23 protein-coding genes and 2 riboswitches are annotated in these 25,123 nt (G+C 61.5%); of the genes, 15 read left to right on the forward strand and 8 right to left on the reverse strand.

The genetic code is table 11. From position 1 onward, the window contains the following. Positions 1-5 precede the first annotated feature (5 nt). The 7 genes from ACV1FX_RS01655 to ACV1FX_RS01685 all read left to right on the forward strand — a co-directional run bounded on the left by ACV1FX_RS01655 (position 6) and on the right by ACV1FX_RS01685 (position 7,745). Entirely contained in the window at positions 6-1,304 is a 1,299-nt protein-coding gene (locus ACV1FX_RS01655; RefSeq protein ID WP_473115787.1) for an ABC transporter substrate-binding protein, read from the forward strand. Between the two features lie 37 nt (positions 1,305-1,341). Next, on the forward strand, positions 1,342-2,097 hold the full coding sequence (locus tag ACV1FX_RS01660; RefSeq protein ID WP_473115788.1) for an ABC transporter ATP-binding protein: 756 nt from the start codon (positions 1,342-1,344) through the stop codon (positions 2,095-2,097). A 32-nt stretch (positions 2,098-2,129) separates the two neighbouring features. Continuing rightward, complete coding sequence (locus ACV1FX_RS01665; protein ID WP_473115789.1) at positions 2,130-2,828, forward strand: ABC transporter ATP-binding protein; 699 nt, start codon at positions 2,130-2,132, stop codon at positions 2,826-2,828. A gap of 5 nt (positions 2,829-2,833) precedes the next feature. Continuing rightward, positions 2,834-3,694 carry a branched-chain amino acid ABC transporter permease gene (locus ACV1FX_RS01670; protein ID WP_473115790.1) on the forward strand — a complete coding sequence of 287 codons (861 nt, stop codon included), beginning with the start codon at positions 2,834-2,836 and terminating at the stop codon, positions 3,692-3,694. Then, positions 3,694-4,737 (forward strand): branched-chain amino acid ABC transporter permease, encoded by a 1,044-nt coding sequence (locus tag ACV1FX_RS01675; protein ID WP_473115791.1) that lies wholly within the window; start codon positions 3,694-3,696, stop codon positions 4,735-4,737. The genes ACV1FX_RS01670 and ACV1FX_RS01675 overlap by 1 nt, the downstream gene beginning before the upstream one ends. Before the next feature lie 102 nt (positions 4,738-4,839). After that, positions 4,840-5,718, forward strand: coding sequence for a sugar phosphate isomerase/epimerase family protein (locus ACV1FX_RS01680; RefSeq protein WP_473115792.1), 879 nt, complete (start codon positions 4,840-4,842; stop codon positions 5,716-5,718). A 284-nt stretch (positions 5,719-6,002) separates the two neighbouring features. Then, the gene (locus ACV1FX_RS01685; protein WP_473115793.1) at positions 6,003-7,745 is read left to right on the forward strand and encodes a peptidoglycan D,D-transpeptidase FtsI family protein; all 1,743 of its coding nucleotides are present in this window, start codon (positions 6,003-6,005) and stop codon (positions 7,743-7,745) included. 602 nt (positions 7,746-8,347) lie between these two features. Here the strand turns inward: ACV1FX_RS01685 and ACV1FX_RS01690 are convergent. Next, positions 8,348-9,478: a DUF1194 domain-containing protein gene (locus ACV1FX_RS01690; protein ID WP_473115794.1), complete on the reverse strand. Its 1,131-nt coding sequence runs from the start codon at positions 9,476-9,478 to the stop codon at positions 8,348-8,350. Between the two features lie 108 nt (positions 9,479-9,586). On the opposite strand from ACV1FX_RS01690, the gene ACV1FX_RS01695 reads away from it, so the two are divergent. Continuing rightward, positions 9,587-9,985: a hypothetical protein gene (locus ACV1FX_RS01695; protein ID WP_473115795.1), complete on the forward strand. Its 399-nt coding sequence runs from the start codon at positions 9,587-9,589 to the stop codon at positions 9,983-9,985. Positions 9,986-10,088: 103 nt separating this feature from the next. Here ACV1FX_RS01695 and ACV1FX_RS01700 read toward each other — a convergent pair whose 3' ends face one another. From ACV1FX_RS01700 to ACV1FX_RS01730, 7 genes are all read right to left on the reverse strand, one after another. Continuing rightward, complete coding sequence (locus ACV1FX_RS01700; RefSeq protein ID WP_473115796.1) at positions 10,089-11,150, reverse strand: Rieske 2Fe-2S domain-containing protein; 1,062 nt, start codon at positions 11,148-11,150, stop codon at positions 10,089-10,091. Then, entirely contained in the window at positions 11,147-11,350 is a 204-nt protein-coding gene (locus tag ACV1FX_RS01705; RefSeq protein ID WP_057741368.1) for a hypothetical protein, read from the reverse strand. The genes ACV1FX_RS01700 and ACV1FX_RS01705 overlap by 4 nt, the downstream gene beginning before the upstream one ends. 42 nt (positions 11,351-11,392) lie before the next feature. Next, entirely contained in the window at positions 11,393-13,726 is a 2,334-nt protein-coding gene (gene metE / locus ACV1FX_RS01710; RefSeq protein ID WP_473115797.1) for a 5-methyltetrahydropteroyltriglutamate--homocysteine S-methyltransferase, read from the reverse strand. A 102-nt stretch (positions 13,727-13,828) separates the two neighbouring features. Beyond that, positions 13,829-14,053, reverse strand: a riboswitch (cobalamin riboswitch). Between the two features lie 33 nt (positions 14,054-14,086). After that, on the reverse strand, positions 14,087-15,010 hold the full coding sequence (prpB, locus tag ACV1FX_RS01715) for a methylisocitrate lyase (protein WP_473115798.1): 924 nt from the start codon (positions 15,008-15,010) through the stop codon (positions 14,087-14,089). A gap of 10 nt (positions 15,011-15,020) precedes the next feature. Then, complete coding sequence (gene prpC / locus ACV1FX_RS01720) at positions 15,021-16,202, reverse strand: bifunctional 2-methylcitrate synthase/citrate synthase (RefSeq protein WP_473115799.1); 1,182 nt, start codon at positions 16,200-16,202, stop codon at positions 15,021-15,023. Positions 16,203-16,244: 42 nt separating this feature from the next. Continuing rightward, a complete protein-coding gene (locus tag ACV1FX_RS01725; protein WP_473115800.1) occupies positions 16,245-17,762 on the reverse strand; it encodes an MmgE/PrpD family protein in 1,518 nt (505 codons plus the stop codon). A 12-nt stretch (positions 17,763-17,774) separates the two neighbouring features. After that, a complete protein-coding gene (locus ACV1FX_RS01730; protein ID WP_473115801.1) occupies positions 17,775-18,185 on the reverse strand; it encodes an acyl-CoA thioesterase in 411 nt (136 codons plus the stop codon). A 148-nt stretch (positions 18,186-18,333) separates the two neighbouring features. On the opposite strand from ACV1FX_RS01730, the gene ACV1FX_RS01735 reads away from it, so the two are divergent. From ACV1FX_RS01735 to ACV1FX_RS01765, 7 genes are all read left to right on the forward strand, one after another. Next, positions 18,334-19,755 carry a short-chain fatty acyl-CoA regulator family protein gene (locus ACV1FX_RS01735; protein WP_473115802.1) on the forward strand — a complete coding sequence of 474 codons (1,422 nt, stop codon included), beginning with the start codon at positions 18,334-18,336 and terminating at the stop codon, positions 19,753-19,755. Between the two features lie 6 nt (positions 19,756-19,761). Further along, positions 19,762-20,262 carry a hypothetical protein gene (locus ACV1FX_RS01740; protein ID WP_473115803.1) on the forward strand — a complete coding sequence of 167 codons (501 nt, stop codon included), beginning with the start codon at positions 19,762-19,764 and terminating at the stop codon, positions 20,260-20,262. A 138-nt stretch (positions 20,263-20,400) separates the two neighbouring features. Then, positions 20,401-20,598, forward strand: a riboswitch (cobalamin riboswitch). A 111-nt stretch (positions 20,599-20,709) separates the two neighbouring features. Then, entirely contained in the window at positions 20,710-22,956 is a 2,247-nt protein-coding gene (locus ACV1FX_RS01745) for a TonB-dependent receptor (RefSeq protein ID WP_473115804.1), read from the forward strand. A 33-nt stretch (positions 22,957-22,989) separates the two neighbouring features. Further along, complete coding sequence (locus tag ACV1FX_RS01750) at positions 22,990-24,000, forward strand: DUF6925 family protein (RefSeq protein ID WP_473115805.1); 1,011 nt, start codon at positions 22,990-22,992, stop codon at positions 23,998-24,000. Between the two features lie 63 nt (positions 24,001-24,063). Beyond that, entirely contained in the window at positions 24,064-24,645 is a 582-nt protein-coding gene (locus tag ACV1FX_RS01755; RefSeq protein WP_473115806.1) for a hypothetical protein, read from the forward strand. Then, complete coding sequence (locus ACV1FX_RS01760) at positions 24,642-24,938, forward strand: hypothetical protein (protein WP_473115807.1); 297 nt, start codon at positions 24,642-24,644, stop codon at positions 24,936-24,938. The genes ACV1FX_RS01755 and ACV1FX_RS01760 overlap by 4 nt, the downstream gene beginning before the upstream one ends. Beyond that, positions 24,935-25,117 carry a CbtB domain-containing protein gene (locus ACV1FX_RS01765; RefSeq protein ID WP_057741343.1) on the forward strand — a complete coding sequence of 61 codons (183 nt, stop codon included), beginning with the start codon at positions 24,935-24,937 and terminating at the stop codon, positions 25,115-25,117. The genes ACV1FX_RS01760 and ACV1FX_RS01765 overlap by 4 nt, the downstream gene beginning before the upstream one ends. Positions 25,118-25,123: the final 6 nt, after the last annotated feature.

The following is a 25,123-nucleotide window of genomic DNA, read 5'->3' on the forward strand; positions in this document are numbered from 1 at the left end:
GGGTCATGGAGAGAAACGAAAAGAATCAAGGATCGGGCGCCTCACGCCTGTCCCGACGAACGGTACTGAAGACAGGTGTCGTGACGGCGGCGGTTGCAACGATCGCTCGCCCCGCGGTGCTGCGCGCGGCGGGAGAGACGATCAAGATTGGTCACGTCGCGCCGCAAACCGGACCGATGGCGGGATTTGCCGAGGCGCAGGACTGGGTGCTCGCCGACATCCGCAAATATCTCGCGAAGGGATTGGAGATTGGCGGCAAGACCTACAAGGTCGAGATCATCACCAAGGACAGTCAAACCGACGAGAGCCGCGCCTCGGAGGTCGCCAACGATCTCATCCTGAAGGACAAGGTCGACATCATCACGGCGTCGAGCGGCTCGATCGATTGCAACCCCGTTGCCAACGCGGCGGAGCTCAACGAAGTGCCTTGCGTCACTGCGGACGATCCGTGGGAGTCCTACTATTATGGGCGCGGCGGGACCAAGGACAAGGGCTTCGAGTGGACCTATCACTTCTTCTGGGGGCTCGATCAGGTCCTTTCGGCGTTTATCGGTCTTTGGAAGGCGCAAGACACCAACAGGGTGGTCGGCACGCTTTTCAACACCGCGCAGGACGACACGTCCTGGCACGACGCCTTCATCCCGGCGATCAAGGCGGCTGGCTTCACCGTCGTTGATCCCGGCCAATTCCCCGCCTTCGGCAACGATTTCACGCCGCAGATCACGGCCTTCAAGAAGGGCGGAGTCGAGATCGTCACAGGCAATCTGTTCACGCCGGACTACGCACTGTTTTCAGCGCAATGCGCGCAGCAGGGCTTCAAGCCGAAGATCGTGACGCTGGGCAAGGCGTTCCTTTTTCCAGCCGATGTCGCCTCGCTTGGCAATCGCGGTCTCGGCGTGACGAGCGAACTCTGGTGGTCGCCGGACTATCCTTTCAAGTCAAGCCTCACCGGCATTTCCTCCAGGCAACTCGCGAACGACTATGAAGCCGCGACGAAACGCCATTGGACTCAACCCATACCATTCAAGCACGCCCTGTTTGAGGTCGTCATCGACGTGCTCAAGCGCACCAAGAATCCAAAGGACCCCCAATCGATTCTCTCGGCGATCACCTCGACCAATCTCGATACGATCGTGGGGCACGTCCAATGGCCGGGTCCGGTGAAGAACGTCTGTACGACGCCGGTCGTTGCCGGGCAGTGGCAGAAGAAAGACGACGGGCTCGATATCCAGATCGTCAACAGCGGCGCATTTCCCGACATCAAGACGACTTCCAAACTTCTACCGCTCGCGGCCTGGAGCTGACGTTCGCATGCTTGGATCCTGAACATGGCCGCCAGAGATGGCGGCCCCGCGACCGGAGCGTCAAGTGAGTGCTATCCTGAATCTGGACTGCGTGTCGAAGAGCTTCGGGGCCGTGGTCGTTGCGACCGACCTCGATCTGGTGCTGAGCGAAGGGGAGGCTCTCGGCATGCTCGGGCCGAACGGCGCGGGCAAGACGACATTATTCGGGATCATCGCGGGCACGATTGCGCCCAGCCGGGGCAGGGTGGTATTTCGGGGAAGTGATGTGACGCGCCTCTCCGCATCGGATCGTTGCCGGATGGGCATGGCGCGGTCATTCCAGGTGCCGCAGCCCTTCGGCGGCATGACGGTCTTCGAGAATCTCGTCGTCGCAGCAGCCTTCGCGCGGGGACAACGCGAGCGCGACGTCTATCGCAAATGTGCTGGGGTGCTTGAGGCGTGCGAACTCTCAGACAAGGCCAATCTGCGCGCCAGTTCTCTCACCCTGCTCGATAGAAAGCGGCTGGAACTCGCAAGAGCGCTCGCCACCGAGCCGCGCCTGCTTCTGCTCGACGAAGTTGCCGGAGGATTGAGCGAAGTCGAGTGCGAGAGTCTCGTCGCCCTGATCAATCGCATACGTACGACGGGTGTCTCGATAATTTGGATCGAGCATATCGTCCATGCGCTCATTGCCGCGGTCGATCGTATTGTTGTTCTGGCGGGAGGAACGCTGATCGCAGATGGCAATCCGCGTACCGTCATTCGTGATCCAAAAGTGACGGAAATCTACATGGGTATTCCGGCAAACGAATGAACAGCAGAGCACCAGAGCGACCTGAGGCCGGAATGAAGCTACTCGAAATCGATCGCCTTGTTGCGCGCTACGGCGAATTCCAGGCCCTGTTCGGCATCAGCATGTCGGTCGAAGCCGGCCATGTCGTCGCGGTGATCGGTGCCAACGGTGCCGGCAAGAGCACGTTACTCAAGACAATCGCGGGACTCATGCCTGCAGAATCAGACATGATCCGTTTCGACGGTGAGGCGATCGGGGGCATGCGCGCACCCAGCCTCGTTGCACGCGGCATCGCGCTGGTTCCGGAGGGGCGGCGGCTGTTTCCGTCTCTGACCGTCCTCGAAAATCTTCAGGTCGGCGGGCAGTTGGGCCGGCCGGGTCCATGGTCCTTGCGACACGTATTCGAACTTTTTCCCGTTCTTGAAGAGCGGAAACACGCCCGCAGCACGTCGCTCTCGGGCGGACAACAGCAGATGGTCGCGATCGGCCGCGCCCTCATGTCGAATCCGCGCCTCCTGCTTTGCGACGAACTCAGCCTCGGCCTCGCGCCGATCGTGGTGCGCGATCTTTTTGCGAGGTTGCCGTCGATCGCGTCCGAGGGGACGGCGGTCGTCATCGTCGAACAGGATGTGATGCAAGCCGTGCAGGCGACGAGCTATCTCTACTGTCTTCATGAGGGGCGGATATCGCTGGAAGGCCGATCGGACGCGCTTTCTCGCGAACAGTTGCGTGCGGCATATTTTGGAGTCTGACCGGGATGGATTGGATCAATGCTGTCGTGCAAGGCGTGCTGCTTGGAGGGCTCTACGCGCTATTTGCTGCGGGACTCTCGCTGATCTTCGGAGTGATGCGCCTCGTCAATATCGCTCATGGCGATCTCATCATTGCCGTGGCTTACATGGCCTATTTCGGCGTTCAGTTTTTCGGCATCGGTCCGTTCCAATCACTCATTATCGTCGTCCCATTGGCGGCCATGTTCGGCTATGTGCTTCAGCGCGGACTCCTGAATTGGACTCTCGGAGATGATCTGCCGCCGCTCTTGGTGACGCTCGGTATCTCGGTCATCATTCAAAACGTGTTGTTGATGGCCTTCACGGCCGATAGCCGCAAGCTCAACGGCGGTTCGCTGGAAGTGGCGAGTTGGAAGCTGGTGGATGGTTTCCAGGTGGGAGTCCTGCCGATCCTGCAGTTCGCGGCCGCAGTCGCGGTGATCGGCGCATTGCAGATCGTGTTCTACAAGACGAAGATCGGACGATCGTTCCGCGCCACTTCGGACGACCAGGATGTGGCGCAACTGATGGGAATCGAGACGAGACACGTCTTCGCTTTGGCAATGGCGCTTTCGCTTGCAGTCGTTGCCGTCGCAGCCATCTTCATCGGCGTCGTCAAGAGCTTCAATCCTTTCGTCGGTCCGTCCCTCCTGATCTACGGTTTCGAGGCCATCGTGATCGGAGGCCTCGGCAGCTTGTGGGGCACGCTTGCGGGCGGCGTCGTTCTTGGCCTCGCCCAATCGATCGGTGCCCATATCAACCTCGGATTCCCTGTCATTGCCGGGCACGTTGCTCTCTTTGCCGTTCTGCTATTCAGGCCGGAAGGCCTCTTTCCCAGGATACGCTGATGGATGCGATGACCAGGAGGGCGGACTATCGCGTTTTGCACGCAGACAGGTCGAGCCGGGTCGGTGTGACCGCGTTCGCGATCGCTGTCCTGGCGCTGATCGCGGCGCCTTATTGGGGAGACCGTGCGACCCTTCGCACGCTCACCGAGGTGTTCTCTTATGTGGCGCTCGCCAGCCTTTGGAACTTGCTGGCCGGCTATGCGGGCCTGGTTTCGATTGGACAGCAGGCCTTTGTCGGTCTCGGTGGTTACACGCTGTTTCTCGGCTCGCTCTGGCTCGGTCTCAATCCTCTGCTGGGCGTGCCACTGGCCGGCATCCTCGCCGGTTCGTTCGCTATTCCGGTTGCTCTCCTGCTGTTTCGGCTGCGTGGCGCCTACTTCACCATCGGCTCGTGGGTGATCGCCGACGTCTTGCAGCAGGTGTTCCTGCAGATCGATGCGGTTGGCGGTGGCTCCGGTATCAGCTTGCCGGCGGCGATCGTCAAATCGATAGCGACGACGCGGGCTGGGCGGGAATATCTGGTCTATTGGACTTTCCTGGCGCTCGCGATTGCGGTTCTCGGAGCGATCATCCTGCTGCTGCGAAGCCGGTGGGGTTTGGCGCTGCAAGCGATCCGCGACAACGAGGTGGCCGCGAGATCGAATGGCATCGATGTCGGTCGCACGCGCCTCGTGGTGTTCGTGCTGGCCGCCGCCGGCACCGCGATGATCGGGGCCATGATCTTCCTTCAGCGCCTGACGATCACGCCGGTCTCGGGCTTCAGCCTGAACGATTGGACCGTCAACGTGATCTTCATCACCGTGATCGGCGGCATCGGGCGTGTGGAGGGCCCCATCGTCGGTGCGATCATCTACCTCGGCTTACGTGAGTTTCTCGCCGATCTCGGAAGCATCTACCTGATCATTCTCAGCGTCATCGGCATCGCCATCATGCTCCGAGCACCCAAGGGTTTGTGGGGCTACGTCGCCGACCGCTTTGGCTGGCAAGCCTTCCCGCTTTCGCGTCGGCTCGTCGTGGCGGTCGCCGAGGATGGAACGTCATGACGGTGCTTCCGCGTGGGGATCGCTTGGCGAGCAATCGAACGACGTCGCATGAGATCAATCACGACGCGCACCGCGCATCGCATCTGTTGGAGGAGGAGCGTCTTGAAGATCGGCTTCAACATGTTTCTTTGGGGAACGTCGAGTTCGCCAGCGCAACGCTCCATTTTTGAATCGCTCAAGCAAGTCGGCTATGATGGTGTGGAAATTCCCGTCATTTCCGGGCGGTTGGAGGAATACCGTGCGCTCGGCGCGCTGCTCGACGACATTGGCCTTCAACGCACGACGGTGACAGTGCTGCCGCATGGAAGCAATCCGCTCTCGGACAGCACCGAGGAGCGGCGCGGTGGGATCGCCCATCTCGATTGGGTTCTGGACTGCTCGGCTGCACTCGGCAGCCAACTTGTCGTTGGCCCAGTCCACCAGACGCTAGGGGAGTTCACGGGAGAGCCGCCCAGCGAAGTCGAATTCGAACGTGGGTGCGACTTTCATCGTTCCGTGGGCGATCTTGCTGCCAGGCGAGGCGTTCGTGTCGCAATCGAGGCGATGAATCGCTTCGAGGCGCATTTCTTGAACACGATGTCGCAGCTTGTATCCTATCTCGACCGCGTCGCGCATCCGGCCGTCACCGGAATGTACGATACGTTTCACGCCAACATCGAGGAACTTGATCCGCCGGCGACCATCGCGCCATCGAAAAGATATATCGAGCACGTGCACATCTCGGAAAATGATCGCGGCGTTCCCGGGCGTGGACATGTCCCGTGGAAAGCCACCTTCCGTGAGCTGTGGCGAGCAGGCTTCGATGGATGGCTGACGATCGAGGCATTTGGAAGAAACTCGCCCCAATTCGCCGCCAAGACGCGGGTCTGGCGCGAGTTCGCCGGCAGCTCGGACACGATCTATCGCGAAGGCTACGATTTCGTGCGATCGAGCTGGGCGATGGCCGGTTCGGATCAATCGAGTCTGGATCGCGAGCGCTGATTTCGCTGCGGAAAGCTGCGACGTCAGACATCCACAATTGGATCAACCCCGGCGTTAGCATTCTCTTAATTACAATTTTACCCAATCCTGTTCGCAAGCCAGCAGCAGAATGGGAATAGCGCCGGAACGGCCATATACACGAGCTCGCGATACCTGCAATCGGAGCATCCGCGCGCGTTTTCAGGTCGGGCGAACCCGATCCGGTCGGATTCATGATCAACCCATCGAAGCCATGAATGGGTCCGACACGGCGCCGGGCTCTGCGTCTCGCTCGAGGACACGCAATGAGCGCTACGACTCCGGTCAAACCTGCCGAGCCCCAGTGGCGGCCGCTGATCCGCAGTCTGCTGTATGGACGGAATGTCGATCGCGCCGCGAAGGCGCGCGCGCGTGTCGGCCTCGTGATCCTCGCCTTTGCCGGGGTCTACGCGCTGATCGGCGGCCGGCTCGTGATGTTCGCGATCGGCTCCGATGCTCATGGCGGGCGGCGCGCCGCGGCGCAAGACGTGGTTGCGACCGCGCGTCCCGACATCGTCGACCGCAACGACGAGGTCTTGGCCACCGACGTCAAGGCGCCGAGCCTGTTCGGCGAGCCGCGCCGCATCATCGACAAGGACGAGGCGATTGAGCTTCTCACCGCCACCGTGCCCGATCTCGATGAGGTCGAGGTGCGCGAGCGCCTGTCGTCGCACAAGGGTTTCGTCTGGCTCAAGCGCGAGATCACACAGCGGCAGCAACTGGATATTCACAAGCTCGGCATTCCCGGCATCGGCTTTCTGCGTGAGAACAAGCGCGTCTATCCGGCCGGCAACGAGGTCGCCCACCTCATCGGTCTCGTCAACATCGACAACCAGGGCATTGCCGGCATGGAAAAATGGCTCGACAACAACGGGCTCGCCGATCTCCACCGCGCCGGCTTTGCCACCGACCGCCTGCAAGAGCCGGTGGAGCTGTCGGTTGATCTCCGCGTCGAGCATGCGCTGCGCGACGAATTGCAAAAGGCAAAAGAGAAGTTCCACGCCAAGGCGGCATCGGGTCTCGTTACGAATGTGCGGACGGGTGAGATCGTTGCCATGATATCGCTGCCGGATTTCGACCCCAACAACCCGAAAGAGGCGCATGACCCCGACCGCATCAACCGCCTGACCACCGGTGTCTATGAGATGGGCTCGACCTTCAAGTCGTTCACGCTCGCGATGGCTCTGGATTCCGGAAAATCAGATCTCAATTCGATGTGGGATGTGCGGGCGCCGCTACGTTACGGTAAATTCGCCATCCACGACGACGAGCCGAAAGGCCGCTTCATCAGCATGAAGGAGGTGTTCTACTACTCCTCCAACATCGGCGCAGCCCGCATTGCACTCTCGCAAGGCGTGGAGGCGCACAAGGCGTTTCTGCGCAAGATGGGCCAGCTCGATCGGCTGCGCACCGAGTTGCCAGAGAGCGCGTCGCCGATCGTACCAAGGCATTGGAGCGACCTGAACACCATCACCATCGCCTTCGGGCACGGCATCGCGGTGGCGCCGCTGCAGGCGGTGATGGGCGTCAGTGCGCTGGCGAATGGCGGCTATTTGATTCCGCCGACCTTCCTCAAGCGTAGCGAGGAAGACGCCATGCGGCTTGCGAAGCAAGTAATCAAGCCGGAAACGTCGCAAAAGATGCGGTTCCTGATGCGGCTCAATGCCGAGGTCGGCTCCGCGCGCAGGGCCAACGTCGATGGTTATTACATTGGCGGCAAAACCGGCACAGCGGAGAAAGTCATCAACGGCCATTATGCCAAGAAGCGCGTGCTTACCGCTTTTACCGGCATCGTTCCTGCGGATAATCCCCGTTACCAGGTCCTCATCATGCTGGATGAGCCGCAGCCGCTGAAGGAAACCTACGGCCTCATCGCATCGGGATGGAATGCGGTGCCGACCGCGGGCAAGGTGATCGCCCGAATTGCGCCGATCTTGGGCATCGAACCACGCTTCGGCCTGCCGTCGTCCGATCGCCTTATTCTTGCAGCATCCGGGAAAGCTCAGTAGTCAACCGGGTTGCCGACCGCCGCTGCCTGAGCTGGTTTCTCCGAGGAAACCGTCCCGGGCCCTGGGCATCCGGGCCTGGCAAGCCGGTGTAATTCAGAGCGCTAGCCTTGGATCCGTGGTCAGCAAGGGCTTGAAACGAAAGAAAAGTGATTCTGCTCTAACGCTCGGATCGACCGTCGGCCCAAAATCAGCTAATCCGGACGAAATGGTAAAGCGAAATAACATCAACACGTTAGCGCATCGATTTTGTATTGCGCCGATGATGGATTGGAGCGAGAGTTCAAGTTTTTCAGTGGTTTAGAGGGCGTCGTGTGCACGACGTGTGCACCGAGAGATCAAGAATAATCTCGTTGGGGCAAAGATGAGGCTGCATCCAAAGGGTGGATGGAGCCGCTGCTCAGCAAGCGGGCCGCATATGGCTGGGTATGTAAACTGCTTTCGAGCAGCGTCAGCTGTAGGTGGACGAGTACTGCGCATGAACCATCGCGCATGTCGGCCCCCATGTGAGTTTCTTCGAGAAGCCGAAGTCAGCTTGAGGCAAGCCCTTGGCGTGAGCTTGGTCAGGGGCTGAATCCGCAACCGCTCGGCACGTGAAACATAGGTCAATTTGGGCTGAATCTGAACTCTTCCCGAAACCAGCTAATGTTTCGACGTGGTGGTCTAACGAGATATGGCTGGCAGGCCCGAAGTTGTCTGAGCGCGACCACGACGTCCTTCTTGTACTCGGCTCTGTTTGATTGGTTCTTGATTTGAGGGGCGCCTTCGATCATTCCGTTGATATCGATCTTTACCGTGAGCTCAACGAGGTTCTTGGAGCTCCAGACTCGACGACGAAGGCAGTCCCTTGTGCGTGCTAGATACTGCTGCTCCTGGGCGTCCGAGTAGGTGGTCATGACGCCCCGGAAAGGAGGGACGTGCCCGGCTGGTTGACCCCAAGCACGTTGATATTCGTCCTCGCCGATCGAGCATGAGATTTGTGACGATTGCGCGCGAGAAGCGCTGCTCGGGGGCTCGGACGTGTGATCCACAATGTCATGGACGAGCATTGTCCGGATCTCGTCTTTGATCTTGTCGCGATCCCTAACGGCAACCACGAGGGACCCGGGGCCACCCGTTACGCAGTCCGCATAGTAGTGATCAAGGTCTTGGGCCTCGTTCCGCAATCTCGATGGCTCGGCGACCATGAGGGGTAGTCCGTTCAGAGTGATTCCCCCGGCCAGTGCCGCATCGCGAGCGTCCAAGACACGCCCGCCGCTGTTATTCGGGCCTTCGCCGGAGATGTCCATCACGCGTCTCTGGTTTCGAAAAGTGCTTTTTTCGAACAAAGACATTCCGAAGTCGATCGCCGACGAAATCGAAGTTGGAGATTGAAGAACGGCGGGCGCCTTCAATATATCGGCGGCTATCCCGGCCGCAGCTTCGGGGCCGTCGATCATTCGCCAGGGAACGACGACCTTTTGGTAATTGAATGCGGACCACTCAAAATACGCGAAGGCCACCCGCCCGTGGACTCCGGCCTTTAGTGCCTCGATGAATTCGGTGGAGGTGATAGCCTGCGCATATGCTTCACGCCGAAGCTTGAGCCTGCCGCCGTCCAGACCATTGGAGACGTCGACGGCGATAACCAGTTCGACGTCAACATTCACGGGCGCTGGGTCGTCGTCTCGGCGATCGGATTGAGGGAATGCCGAAGTCGAAACCAGGAGCAGGACTCCCAAGAAGAACCAACGCATTCCCAAATCCAGTTCTCAATTGGAAGCCGCGTTCCACAACGAGCGTCTTTTTGGTTGCAACGACGTCCATTGTCAATCGTTGGAAGAGTATCTATTCTGGCTTCTCAAATGACAAGCAATCTGACGGGATCGTGTCCAACCTTCGTCGCGAATATCTGCGCCCTCGTCTTGGCAAGCGTGATTTTGATCGCAGTCGCGATCATCGAGAATGCGCGCTTTGGCCATGTGCTGCCGAGCGATCCGCTCCTTTGCTGCTTTCCTGTGATTGTGATGTTTCTCGTGAGGAGCGAACCATTTTCCTTCGCATTCCTGTTGATCCATCTTGGCGTTTCGATCCGGATAGGTTTCACGGTGCATGACGTATTGGCGGGAAGTGTCCGGTTCAGCCGGGCGGACGATCCGCTCTTCGTCATGGTTTGCTGGACAATGGTGACCATTGTCTCACTCGTTCTGTACGTCTTTGTTCTGACGCTAAGGGCCATTGCTTCCGCATTCTCTCAGAGATAAGGCCGTCCGCGATGCTCGATGGTGCGGCTTTCAGGGCGCTCCGCGCAATTTCGGCCATCGCCTGTGAACGGCCACGGCGTCCACAACAGCCTCAAAATGCCATTTAGCTAAAGCGCGCCTGGCCTTGACTTGCCAGCAATTCCCTGAGGTCCCGGATTGCTGGAAAGACCTCCCGATTCCAGTCTCCGCCCTGCGCGTCGTAGGCGGCTTGCTCCATCTCGACGATCTCGCGATCCTCATCAAAGACCCGGTCGGTGAATTTGGTCAGAAACGGCCAGACAATCTCCAGCGCGCCGGGGATCTTCGGACGCCGGACGGAGAGCATGATGAACGTCCGGTTCTTGCGCTGTTCGACATCGACAGGCGTATAGCCGAGCCAGACATGCAGGACCGGACGCTCACCTGAGGTCCAGAGACGCAGGGACTGGTGCGGGTAGTCCGTCCGGATCGTCATGAGGTCGCGCGGTGCGGCAGAGGGAGCGCGGAGACTGCCCACGATCATGCTCTCACCAAGCGGAGCGCGTTCGCCGGGGCGGCGGAAGCTGTAGTCCAGCTCCATCCAGTCTTTGCCTGATCGCTTGCCGAGATAGCGCGGGCCGACTTTTCCGGTGGTCCGTCGGTGCAGGAACTGATGGTTCATGTCCATCAGGTTCTCGTGCATGAACGTGTAGTGGCAATTGACCACTCGTCCGAACCGTCGCGTCTTGTAGGCGCGATCCGCTGCGGCCCCGAGCGTTGTAGGCGGCGGCTTGGCTGGCAATCGGCCCGGCCATACCAGAACGACCCCATCCAGTTCGCAGCACGGATAGGCGCGCACCCCGTTCGGAAGCTTATCTTTGCCGAGATAGGGAACGTCGACGCAGCGGCCTGAGGAGTCGTAGCTCCAGCCGTGATAGCAGCAGTGCAGATGGCAATCCTTGACGACGCCCTTCGATAGCGGGATCTGCCGATGTGCGCAGCGATCTTCCAGCGCGAACAGATCGCCGGCCTCGGTGCGAACGATGACGATAGGTTCACCCGCAAACGAGGAGGCGAAGGCACGTCCGCGCTTCACCTCTTGCGACCATGCCAGGGGATACCAGTGATCGGGGTGTGACCCCACTTGTCTCAAGTCGGCCGGCGCCTGATTTGCATCGGTGCCGGCCGCATTTCTAACGGAGTTCACGGATTGGACGCCCCCGACGTGCCGAGGTGAATCGCGAGGATCTCTTCGGGGGTCTCCCGAACCTCGATCGTCTGAGCCCCGCTGCCGACGAACTCCAGGATCGTCTTGTCGCCATCGCGCCACATCCCGCCGACCAGCGAGAAATTGACGTGATAGGGCTTACCGCCGTCAAAGCGGGTACATTTGATCCAGAAGCGCATCGGCAGACTCCATTTGAGGCCGAGGGGAGAGTTACATCAGCGTTACGACACCTTTCGGAGCTCGCGTGCGGCAGCGACCATGTTGACGAGCGCCGGACGGACTTCCTCCCATTTGCGTGTCTTCAAGCCGCAATCTGGATTGATCCAGAGCTGCGAGTCCGACAGCCGCTTCCGGGCCAGCGTGATGAGATCCTTCATCTCGCCCGTCTCCGGGACTCGCGGCGAGTGGATGTCGTAGACGCCGGGTCCGATGTCGTTCGGATATTTGAAGCCGGTGAAGGCGTCTAGCAGCTCCATCTTCGACCGCGACGTCTCGATCGATATGACGTCGGCGTCCATCGCCGCAATCGCGTCGATGATGGCGTTGAACTCCGAGTAGCACATGTGGGTGTGGATCTGAGTGGCATCGACAACGCCGGTCGAGCAGATGCGGAAACTCTCCACGGCCCAGTCGAGATAGGTCTTCCACTCGGAGTGACGCAGCGGCAGACCCTCGCGAAGCGCGGCTTCGTCGATCTGGATCATGGTCGCTCCTGCCTTTTCGAGGTCAGTGACTTCGTCGCGGATCGCGAGCGCGATCTGCCGGCAGGCTTCACTGCGCGGAAGATCGTCGCGGACGAACGACCAGTTCAGGATCGTGACGGGACCCGTGAGCATCGCCTTCATCGGCTTCTTGGTCAGCGACTGCGAATAGCACCACCATTCGACTGTCATCGGCTTCGGCCGCGAGACGTCGCCGAACAGGATCGGCGGACGGACGTAGCGCGAACCGTAGGACTGCACCCAGCCGTACTGGGTGAAGACGAAGCCGGAGAGCTGCTCGCCGAAATACTGCACCATGTCGTTGCGCTCGAACTCGCCGTGGACGAGTACGTCGAGGCCGATTTCTTCCTGCCAGCGCACAGTGCGGGCGGTTTCCTCCCTGAGGAACTGCTCGTACTGGGCGTCGGTCAGCTTACCCTTGGCATGGGCGGCGCGGGCATTGCGGACGTCAGCGGTCTGCGGGAACGAGCCGATCGTCGTCGTCGGGAATGCGGGCAGGCCGAAGCGCTTGCGCTGAACCTCTGCGCGGTTTGCAAAGGCGCTTGTGCGACGGCGCATGGCGTCGTCGATTGCCGCCATGCGCTTGGCAACGGCCGCATCGTGGATCTTCGGCGAGGTCTGGCGGGCTTTCGCGGCCTCATCGGAGGCGGCAAGAGCGTCCGCGGCGACACTCGTGTCACCCGCGAGTGCCTTCGCCAGCGTGGAGAGCTCGGCGATCTTCTGCACGGAGAAGGCAAGCCAGCTCTTCACATCAGGGTCGAGACCCGTCTCGAGCTCGAGATCGATCGGCGTATGCAGCAGCGAGCAGCAGGGGGCGATCTGCATACGGCCCATGCCGAGCTTTGCAATGACCGGCTTGTACCGTTCGACCAGCGCCGACAGGTTGGAACGCCAGACGTTGCGGCCGTCGATGACGCCGAGCGAAATCACGAGGTCCTTGCGGGCACCGGACTCGACCTCGCTGAGCTGCTGAGGCGCGCGGATGAGATCGATGTGCAAACCGGCGACGGGCAGTGCGAGTGCCGTCGACAGATTGTCGCCGATCGCACCGAAATAGGTGGCGAGCATGATCTTGATGCCGGGGACGTCCTTGGCGAAGCGCGCATAGGCACGCTGCAGCGCGTTCTGCTCGGTCTCTTTGAGATCGAGAACCAGGCACGGCTCATCGATCTGGACCCATTCTGCGCCGCGCTTAGCCAGTTCCTGGAGTACCTCGACATAGACCGGCAGCAGGCCGTCGAGCAGCGAGACCGGATCGACGGCCATGTCATGGCTCTTGCCGAGCTTCAGGAAGGTGACGGGACCGACCAGCACCGGGCGGGTCTGATAGCCGAGCGCCTTCGCTTCATCGTATTCCTCGATCACCTTGCGCGAGGAGAGCTTGAAGGTCTGGCCCTTGTGGAATTCCGGGACCATGTAGTGGTAGTTGGTGTCGAACCACTTGGTCATTTCCTGCGCAGTCGCGCCGTGACCGTGATGGGCGTGACCACAGCTTGCATCGTGAGTGTCGCCCTGTGAACCGCGCGCCATCGCGAAATAGGTCTTGAGCGAGACCGGGCCGCCCTTCCAGCCATAGGCGTCGGGGATGGCACCGACCATGACGCTGGTGTCGAGCACCTGGTCGTAGAGCGAGAAATCGTTCGACGGGATGATGGTCGCGCCGAGCGATTTCTGGCGCGCCCAGTTGGCGGCACGAAGCCCGGCTGCGGTTTCGAGAAGCTGTTTCTCGGTGATCTTGCCGGCCCAGAAGCCTTCGAGGGCAAGCTTGAGTTCGCGGCGTGGCCCAATGCGGGGCGTGCCGAGTGTTGCGACAGGAAGTGAAAGAGAAGTCATAGCTTTAACCCCTTGTGGTGGGGGCAAAGGCCATGGCGGACGCAGGCAGTGCAGCCGTGATGCGGCAGCTGCTTGGCGTACCACCGGGACACCCCGCCCGTGGACGATTATGTTGTCGGGGCAGGTCTCCTGGCTCGCGGGTCATCGCCTGCATCCTGGCCTTCCCGAAGCATGCGCTTCAGTGACACTTTTGGATGCGGGCTCACCGCTTACAGTTGCGGGGGCAGCGCCGGCATTGCATCAGTCCGAATGGACCGGGAGCGCACCGGCTTCCCTCTTAGCTCCGGATCAAGTGGGACCCGGAGAACCTCGACATCTCCGATTAGCTGCAACGGTGGGGTTCCGTCAACCTCCCGCCGTTCACTTGCGCTGTGGCATACCGCACGGAACGATTGTCTGGACGATCGAAGAATCCAAAGCTTCGTAATTGTGTAATCCGATCGTCGCGTAGAGTTCCGCGCGCGTCTGCATGCGGTCGACCAGCTTATGCGTGCCGCCATCACGCGCAATTGCAGCATAAAGTTCTGCCTGAGCCTTGTTCGCCACGCGCAGCGACGACACGGGCCAGATTATCATCGCGTAGCCCATCGCCTCGAACTCGGCGGCGGTGAAGAACGGGGTCTTGCCGAATTCGGTCATGTTGGCGAGCAGGGGCACGCCCGGCATGCGCTGGGCAAAGGCGCGGAACATCTCGGCGGTGTTGAGCGCTTCGGGGAAGATCGCATCGGCGCCTGCTTCCATGTAGAGCTTGGCACGCGCAACCGCGCCGTCGAGGCCCTCGCTTGCGGCAGCATCGGTGCGGGCGATGATCACGAGATTGCGGCGGCCCTTCGCGGCGGCAGCAACCTTTGCCGCCATGTCGTTTGCATCCGCAATCTTCTTGTCATTCAGGTGCCCGCACTTCTTCGGCAGGATCTGGTCTTCGAGGTGAAGCGCGGCCGCGCCGGCATCCTCGAACACGCGCGTGGCATGCATGACGTTGAGGGCTTCGCCGTAGCCGGTGTCAGCATCGACGAGAAGGGGCAGGCCCGATGCGCGGACGATCTGGCGGATGAAGAAGGCGACTTCATCCACGGTGATGATGCCGAGATCGGGCAGGCCCATCGAGGCCGTCATGGCTGCGCCCGAGAGGTACAACGCCTCGAAGCCGGCCGCCTTGGCCTGGAGCGCCGCCATGCCGTTGTGAGCGCCGGGAAGCTTCAGGATGCCGGGCTGCTTCAAGAGCTCGCGGAAGCAAAGACCAGCGGGCTCTTGCGGCAGATCGGCGGCGACGAGATAGGGCATCCGTTGTTCCTCAGGCGGCGCGAACCGACGAGCGCGATCCATTGCGTTGTGCAAGCGGCACGAAGGTCAGATTCTCCGGGCCGACGTAGTTCGCCGACGGGCGGATGATCTTGTTGTCGATGCGCTGCTCGATGATATGTGCAGCCCATCCCGACGTGCGAGCGATAACGAACAGCGGCGTGAACATCGCCGTCGGCACGCCCATCATGTGATAGGATACCGCGCTGAACCAGTCGAGATTTGCGAACATCTTCTTGGTTTCCGCCATCACGGCTTCGATCCGGTCGGCGATCTCGAACATCTTCATCGAACCGGCCTCGCGCGACAGGCGGCGCGCGACCTCCTTGATCACCTTGTTACGGGGGTCGGCGATCGTATAGACGGGGTGGCCGAACCCGATCACGACCTCCTTGGCGGCGACGCGGTGGCGGATGTCTGCATCGGCTTCGTCCACGTCACCATAGCGCTTCTGCACCTCGAAGGCGACCTCGTTGGCGCCGCCATGCTTCGGCCCGCGCAGCGCACCGATTCCCCCCGTTATCGCCGAATACATATCGGCGCCGGTGCCGGCGATCGAACGGGCGGTGAAGGTCGAAGCGTTGAATTCGTGCTCCGCGTAGAGGTTGAGCGAAGTGTGCATAGCGCGGATATCGGAGTCCGACGGCTTGCGGCCGTGCAAGAGATGCAGGAAGTGCCCGCCGATGGTGTCATCGTTGGTCTCGACCTCGACACGGCGGCCGTTCTGGGCGAAATGATGCCAGTAGAGCAGCATCGAGCCGAGTGACGCCATCAGGCGATCGGCGATGTCGCGGGCGCCGGGATGGTTGTGGTCGTGGGCTTCCGGCAGCACGCAGCCGAGTGTGGAGACGCCGCTACGCATGACGTCCATCGGATGCGCCGCGGCGGGCAGGGCTTCCAGCGCCGCCTTCACGGCGTTTGGCAAGCCCCGCAGGCCCTTCAGCTTGGCTTTGTATGCGGCGAGCTCGGCCGGTGTCGGCAGGCTGCCGTGCACAAGCAGATGGGCGATCTCCTCAAACTCGCAGGTTTCGGCGACGTCGAGAATGTCGTAGCCGCGATAGTGCAAATCGTTACCGGTGCGACCGACGGTGCAGAGCGCGGTGTTGCCGGCGACGATGCCTGAGAGTGCGACCGACTTCTTGGGCGCGGGCTTTGAAGACACTTCGTTCGTCATGATGCCAATCCCTTGATTCCGAGAGAGCTTGCGTTCGCCGCCTTAGCGGCTGGACCAATCGAAGATGCCGGTCGATCCCTTCGCGCCGAGCTGTGATGAATCGACCGTGAAGGTGAGGCCGGAGAGGTCGCCGGCCGTCAGTTCGGGCAGACGTTCGACCAGGCCGAGGAAGCGATCCTGCTCGGCTGGCGCGATGACGCCGTCGGCGAGGCTGCGGAATTTTGCGACATATTGCGGCCGTGCGAATGGGCGCGCGCCGAGCGGATGCGCATCCGCCACTGCCAGCTCGTCGCTCACGGTCGAGCCGCCCTTGAGCGTGACGACCACGCGGCCGCCAAACGCCTTCTGCTTGGGATCATGGCTGTGGTAGCGCTGGGTCCAGACGGGATCTTCGACCGTCGAGATCTTGTGCCAAAGCGAGATCGTCTCCGGCCGTGCAGCGCGTTCGGGCGCGTAGGAACTCTGGTGGTGCCAACCGCCGTCTTCGAGGGCGACGGCGAAGATGTACATGATGGAATGATCCAGCGTCTCGCGGCTTGCCTTCGGGTCCATCTTCTGCGGATCGTTGGCGCCGGTGCCGATCACGTAATGGGTGTGATGGCTGGTGTGGATCACGATGCTCTCGATCTTGGTGAGATCGCCGATCTTCGGCTCCATGCGCCGGGCGAGGTCGATCAGGGCCTGGCTCTGGTACTCCGCCGAATGCTCCTTGGTGTAGGTGTCGAGGATGGCGCGCTTCGGCTCGCCTTTCTCGGGCAGGGGAATGACGTACTGCGCCTTCGGGCCGGACAGCAGCCAAGCGATGAAGCCATCTTCGCCCTCCCAGGCGGGCGAGGGAGCGCCTTCGCCGCGCATGACGCGATCCACGGCTTCGATCGCCATCTTGCCGGCAAAGGCCGGCGCGTAGGCTTTCCAGCTCGAGATCTCGCCCTTGCGCGACTGGCGCGTGGTGGTGGTGACATGCAGTGCCTGCTGGACGGCCTGGTAGGTCGTCTCGATCGGCAAGGCCAGCGCTGTGCCGATGCCGGCGGCGGCCGACGGGCCGAGATGAGCGATATGGTCGATCTTGTGCTCGTGCAGGCAGATGCCCTTCACCAGATTGACCTGGATCTCGTAGCCGGTCGCGAGGCCCCGGATCAGCGCGGCACCGTCGAGGCCGCAGTGCTGGGCCACCGCCAGGATCGGCGGAATGTTGTCGCCAGGGTGCGAATAGTCGGCAGCCAGGAACGTGTCGTGAAAGTCGAGCTCACGAACCGCAACACCGTTGGCCCAGGCGGCCCATTCCGGCGAGATGCGTTGTGCCTGGGGCAGCCCAAACACGGTCGCGCCAGGCGTGAACGGATTCGAGACGGCCTGTGCCCGCGCGCTGGCAACGGGACGACGCGCGACGGATGCCGCGGCAACGGCGGCATTGTCGATGATGCGGTTGCCGATCATCTCGATCACGGCAGGCTCGACCGCGACGGGATCGGAGGCGACCTCGGCGATCTTCCAGGCGAGCTGGTCCGCCCGCGCCAGATGCTCGGAGGATTTGTAGGTGCGGACGTTGTGCGATTTCACGATCGATATCCTTCAGGCGTGATTGGAAGAGGCCGGATTGACTGGCGTCGGTTTTCCAGTCGCGTCGACCGCGACCATTTCGAACGACCCCTGCATGGCGACGCGGCGAGAGCCTGTCGTCAGCGTTTCGGCAATGACCTCGACCGCGACCGTCATCGATGAGCGGCCGACCCGCTCGACATGAGCAGTCAGCTCGACGAGTTCGCCGACGCGAACGGGCTCGTGGAATTGCACCTTGTCGGAGGTCGCCATCACCACCGCGCAGCGGGCGCGTCGGGTGGCCGCGACAGACGCGGCCTTGCCCATGAGGCTCAGCGCATTGCCGCCGAACAGCGTTCCGTAATGGTTGGCCTGTTCGGGGAAGACGATCTCGACGAAGCGTGTTGGCTCGTTTGGTCCGGTAGCTTTGAAGGCGGCCTGCATGGAGCGATATCCGATGACCCTTGCAAGGCGGGTCGGTTATTCGCAATATCTGCAAAGACAAAACTTACGTATAGTACTGAAAAAGTGAAGCTTTGCGAAGCTGAGGCTGTGAATTTGCAAAGTTTGCAAAGTCGGTATGGAGCACCGGATGAAGAAGGCATTCATGGGCGTGCGCCTGAAGCGCCTGCGCGAAGAGCGTAGATTGACGCAGCAGGCGCTCGCTTCCGCAATCGGAATTTCGCTGAGCTATCTCAATCAGCTCGAAAACAACCAACGGCCTCTCACCATCGCCGTCTTGCTCAAGCTCAACGCGGCCTTCGGCGTCGACGTTCAGTTGTTTTCGGAGGATGACGAGGCCCGGCTCGTGGCCGATTTAAGGGAAGCGCTGTCCGATCCGGAGATCGGGGAGACGATATCATCCGCTGAGTTGCGCGAGCTCGCGACCAATATGCCGGCGCTGGGGAGGGCGCTCGTCAGCATCAATCGCCGCTATCGACAGGCGATCGAGCAAAGAGCAGCGTTCGCTGCACGGCTTGGAGAGGATCGCCAGGCTGAGACGGCGATCCTGCCATCGACAGCCTACGAAGAGGTGCGCGACTTCTTCTATGTGCGCCACAACTACATCGTCGAGCTCGACGAGGCTGCCGAACGTCTGGCGCAGCAACTTGCGCCGTCGGACGCCGTCACTCCGGTCATCCTCGCTGAGCATCTTCGCGCCAAATTCGACGTTACGGTTCTGACCGGTGACGCGGCTGACGATGTACATCGCCGCTATGACCCGCAGAACAGGATGCTGCATCTCTCGCGCAGGCTTGAGCCCGGGCAGCGTGCTTTCCAATTGGCGACCCAGATCGCGATGCTCGGCCTCGACCGCGAACTGGGTGCCCTCGTTGATGGCGCGGGATTTGCCAATCAGGAGACGCGCGGGCTCGCGCGCATCGGACTTGCGAATTATTTCGCTGGCGCGCTGATCATGCCTTACGGGCGTTTTCTGACCGAGGCGAAGGCGCAACGCTACGACATCGACATGCTCGGCGAAGTCTTCGGGGTCGGCTTCGAGACGATCTGCCATCGCCTGAGCACGTTGCAGCGGCCGTCGGCGCGCGGCGTGCCGTTCTTCTTCATCCGCGTGGATCGCGCGGGAAACATTTCGAAACGTCAGTCGGCGACCGACTTTCACTTTTCGCGGATCGGCGGCACGTGTCCGTTGTGGAACGTTTACGAGGCGTTTGCATCTCCCGGCCGCATCGTGACGCAGTTTGCCCGGATGCCCGACGAGCGCGCCTATCTCTGGGTCGCACGGACCGTTTCCCACAGGAGCGGTGGCTATGAGTCTCTCAGCAAGACCTTCGCCGTGGCCCTGGGGTGCGACATCAGGCATGCGGGAGAGCTTGTCTATTCACGCGGATTGGACGTTCACGACGCTGCGTCAGCAGTACCCATTGGCATGGGATGCAAGGTGTGCGAACGTATCGATTGTCCGCAACGCGCATTTCCCCCTGTCGGGCGCTCCCTGATGATTGACGAGAGACAGTCGCTGTTTTCACCATATGCTGCGTCCAAATTCTAGAGACGCATGCACGAGGAAGCCGCTCATATCCGCTATCTGGATACGTCTGATGTCGCCGCGCATCTTGTCGGCTTCATCCCTTCGGAGCATTTAACCGCTGGCAGCACTCACAAGGCAAACCAGGCAATTAGGTTGGTCAAATCCACGTTTCGTGACGAATTCAAATGCCTCGTGAAGCAAGTTAAATCCGGAATTGTTATCGAGTGCCCCGAGGCGACCCAGGATTCGATCCTGGATTTATGTGGTGTCGTGGAACGAAAGCTGGAGCGGCTGAAGAAAGAACCGCTTGCCGCCAAGATGGTTGAAGAGATTTTGGCAGTCTCCGGCGCCGAGCTGCGTCGCTGGTCGAAGGACGGCAGAGTACCGACAAGTGGTCGAGCCTATTTCAGCCAAGGCAGAAAGCAGGTTGGACTGTTCCTCTATCCACCCGAGGCGATCCGCGAGCTTTCGTCGCGTCCCGATCAAATTGCACAGTGGCGAAATCAGGATCGACAGCCCCGGTCTTGAGGAACAATATTGCTGTTCTCTCTCAGCGATAAAGTGGTTGCAAACGCTCTGTGCAGTACTGGTGATGCATTTCAATCACACCGTAAGACTAACCGCAGAATCGTCTTGTGAACTTGTTTGACGTGATCAAATCCGAACCCTTACGGTTGTATCGACGGCTCCCTTCGGGGATTAATAGGGAATGCGGTGCGGGGATTGCCCCTATGCCGCGGCTGCCCCCGCAACTGTAAGCGGCGAACCTCTCGTCTCAGGCCACTGGGGAATCTCGGTCCCGGGAAGGCGACGTGGAGGTAACGACCCGCGAGCCAGGAGACCTGCCGTCAGCCGTGGTCACATGCGAAGATGTCGGTCGGGGGAGTACAGACATTGGTTTCACCGGAGCAATCGATCGCTCCGAAAACCTCGTTCGCTGTGACGTGCCACTGACGTCATACCGAGGTTCAAACCGTGTCCCGTATTGTCTCTGCCGGCAGGCGCCTCAGCGCCGGCCTCCTTGCATCCGTTTCCCTCACTTTGCTCGATCTCTCCACCGCCCATGCGCAGCAGGCCGCCGCGGAGCAACTGCCGCCGGTCGAGGTGACCAAGCCTGACGATCAGAACCGCACCCGCGCCAGGGCGACGGGCGAGGGTGATACGACGCGGCGGCGCGCGCCAACCAACACCGCTCCGGGCCGTGCGGCTGGAGGCGTTGGGACGGGTGCGTCTTCCTCCGGCAATGCGACAGGCACGAGCAGCGGCGGCATTGTCGGGGCAGCTACCACCGTCATCACGGCCGCGGATATCGAACATTCGCCGTCGCAATCATTGGCCGAGATCATCGCGACGCAGACGCCGGGCGCCCAGATCACGACGCTCTACGGCGGCCCGATCGCGGCAAAGACCACCGTCGACCTGCGCGGCTTCGGTGCCTTTGCGAGCGCCAATACGCTGGTGTTAATCAACGGGCGGCGGCTGAACGACATCGACATGGCGCAGGTGGATCTCTCCACCATCCCGCTCAACTCGATCGAGCGCATCGAGATCACGCGCGGCAATTCAGGCGCGGTGCTCTATGGCGACAACGCCATCGGCGGCGTGATCAACATCGTCACCAAGAACGGTGTCGGCGGACCGCCAGTTGCCGCGCGCATCGAGGCCGGCTTTGGCTCGTTCAATACCAGGCTCGGCAATGTTTCGACCTCGCTGAGCTCCGGTCCCTGGTCGACCTCGTTCTATGGCAATGTCGTCAAGACCGACGGCTACCGCGACAACAATCGCTATTCCCAGGAGAATGGCGTCGGCAATCTCAACTATTCGACGCCCGACCTGACTGCCTTCCTGACCGTGACCGGAGATAACCAGGAACTGAGGCTCCCGGGCGGCCGCACCGTCGATCCCTCGATCGGACTGGACGAACTCGCCACGGCGCGAAGGGGGACCAGCACGCCATTCAACTACGCCAACCAGCAGGGCTACAGCGCAACGGCAGGCTTCACCAAGACGCTGGTCAATGGCGTCGACCTCATCGTGGACGGCGGCGTGCGCGACAAGAAGCAGCAGAGCGCTTTCTTCTCCAGCCCGACGCCGGTTCCGGCCCTCTTCACGTCGACCTATGTCGATGCCGATCTGACGACGTGGTCGATCACGCCGCGCCTCAGCGTGAAGAGCTTTGCTTTCGGCATGCCGTCGCAGCTCCTGACGGGCATCGACTATTACGACGCGAGCTACCAGCAGAACCGCGGCGCCGGGGAGGGGCTGGCGCCCTGGCACAATTACGACCTCAGGCAGCAAACGGTCGCCGGCTATTTCCAGCACACGCTGGGCGTCACGCCCATGACGGATGTCTCTTATGGCGCGCGGCTGCAGGACTTCAATCTGTCGGCCCGCGACAATTTCAATCCGGCCGCGCCATTCAATACCGACATCGGCGCAGTGCCGCTCAACAGCAACGAGACCAATTATGCGTTGCACCTCGGCGTCGAGCAGCGCCTCAACGACGTGTTCACGCTGTTCGGCCGCGGCGCGCGAGCGTTCCGCACGCCTGACGTGGACGAGCGTGTGTCGTCGGGACCGTCGTTCGACCCCTTCTTCAATCCGCTGCCGCAGACCTTCCAGCTCAAGACCCAGACCTCGCAGGACGTCGAGGGCGGCCTACGCATCAAGGCCGGCGGACTGCAGTTCCAGAGCAGCCTGTATCTCATGGACCTCACCAATGAGATCCATTTCAATCCCGTGCTGTTCTACAACGTCAATCTCGATCCCACCCGCCGTTACGGCTCGGAGACGAGCCTGTCAGTTCGCGTCAATGACGCGCTGCTGCTGCGCTCCGGCATGGCCGTAACGCGAGCCGTGTTCCGCGAAAGCGTCTGGGCCGGCAACGACGTGCCGCTGGTGTCGCGCTACACCGCCAGTGCCGGCGTGACCTGGAACATCTGGCAGAACTACGTCGTGCTCGACGCGACCGCGCGCTTCTGGAGCGAGAAGCGCATGGACAACGACCAGGCCGGAACCCAGAAGCCGATCCCTGCCAATGGCACAATCGACCTCAAGCTCAGCGGCCAATATGAACGTTACTTCTGGTCATTGAGCGTGAACAACATCCTGAATGCGCTCTACTATGACTATGCGATCGCCAGCACGTTCACCGACGGCCGCTTCAGCGCCTATCCGCTGCCGGGCCGCACCTATATGGTGAGGGCAGGTGCCACATTCTGACGCGTCAAGACGCGAAGAGGTGAGGGACGCCGGATGACGGCAAGCGATGATGTCATGGATCTCCTTTCCGGTCAGCTCGACGACGTGGAGGCCGGCTGGAGCGTGGGAACGTTCGGAGCGATCGCCGAATTCACCCGCGATGCCGGCGAGCTGGCCGATCTGCGCCGCGATGAGGTAGCGATCAGCGTGGTCACGGACAGGGGCGGAATTCGTATCCTGTCCCGGCCGAAGCCACGGCTGATCGCTTCGGAATCGCCGACCAGCGAGAGCTGGAGCCATCGCGTCGCGTTGTGCCTTCCAGAGGATGCGTGCGCGATGCATGGACGCACGACACTGACCGAGATCGGCGCCGACGACCAGGCGCTGCGAAGCCGGGATCGCGGCGGCGTGCTGTTCGATCTCGGCCTCGGCACGCTGCAGATCGACGCCTGCATCCGCGTGGATGACGGGGATGTGATTTCAGCGCTTCGAGATCGCACCGGCCGATCGGTATTCGCGCCGGGCAACGATGCGATGAGGATCATCCTCGCGACCAATCCGCATCGCGTCTTCATCAGCCGGGCCGGGCGAGCCGAGGTGTTTCAGCCGATCCCGCCGCCGGGCGGCCGAAGCCCCGATGGACCGCACACACATGTCTTGCCCAAGCTGCTGGCCCATAACCGAACTCATGCGGCAACCGAGCCACTTCCCGATGGCTGGGTTCCCTGCGCTCATCTCTATCCCGCACATCCGCTCCGAGATCAGCTTGGCCGGAAACGGGAGCTTCAGCCCCAACATCAGGCTGCATTCCAGGCGTTGCTCGAGCGATACGGCGAGCCGGCCACTGCGGCGCTCAAGCGAGAGGTCGTGAGGGCTGTGTTGGCATGCCGAGGCCCGAATGCGTTGGCTTTTAGGAACGATCGCGCCAGTCGCGCGACCGTTCGGGTTGCGCTCCGGCAACTGGCTGCCACCGGGCCGCTGTCCTCGACCTTGGTTGAGTGGCTCGCGGCCTATGATCGGATCGACCTGTCCGAGCCCGAAAACCCCATGGAAGCCCTGCACTGACCCCCAAAAAACTATTGCCTGCCGGCAAATCCAGCTAGAATTGACGAAAAGGAGACCTTCCCAATGGCTTTCAACCTTCTGCCGCCCAATGCGGACCGTATCCGTCTGCATCCGGTTGAGCAGCGCTACGCCGCCATGTTCTGCTTTGCGCTTCTGATGGTGTCCTGCGCGCTTGCAAGCTTCGCATTCGCCTGCGCGACGCCGTTCGCGGCATTTGCGGTTGTCGCCGCGGCATCGCTGCGGCTGGGTCCGGCTCTGCTCGTCGTGACCGGCGCGTGGCTGGTCAATCAGACGATCGGATTTGGCGTACTGCACTATCCGGTGGACGCGAGCACGATCGCCTGGGGCTTTGTCATCGGGGCCGCCGCGCTGGCGGCGACCGCCGCCTCGTCGCTCGCTCTCGGCGCGCTCCCGCAAAACCGCACGGCTCTGGTCCTGGCGCTTGCGTTCGTCTGCGCCTACGCCGCATACGAATTCGCGCTTTTCGCCGCCACGCCGTCCCTGGGCGGTCAAGGCGCCTTCACCTTCGAAATCGTGGCACGGATCGGGCTGCGGAGCGCCGCATGGCTGATCGGCCTCGTTGCCGCCTGCGAAATCGTCCGCCTCCTCAATCCGCTGGGGCGGGGACGCCCGATCTCGACTTGAACGACGAGGCGCACTGGCGCGACGACATCGCGTCCCTGGTTTTTCCCGTCAAAGGACACGGCGCGATTTGCGCCGTGCATCGGGGCGCGCTGCGGACGCTGCTCGGCGCCGAACCCTCGCCAAAGGACTGCTTGCGCTATTTCCTGCGCTTCGAGGATGCGTTTCGGGCGGCGGCCGCGGCCAAGATCGCTCGAAAGGGCATTCCGGCGGGTACCAGCCTGCATCTTACTAGTCGCGACATCGCCCGGAAGCTGATAGAAGACGCTCAAATCGGATGTGGAGAACAGTCATGAGCCAATCCCAGGTAACGCATCTGCCGGTCGCAGCCGGACAGGTCGGGCGGCTTTCGCAGGCCCTGATGGCCATGGTGCTTGGCGTTTTCGTCATCGGCATGGTCGGCTTCTCGCACATCGACGTCGTTCACAATGCGGCGCACGACGTGCGCCATTCGAACGCCTTCCCCTGCCACTGACCGGGC

The organism is Bradyrhizobium ingae (assembly GCF_055791185.1).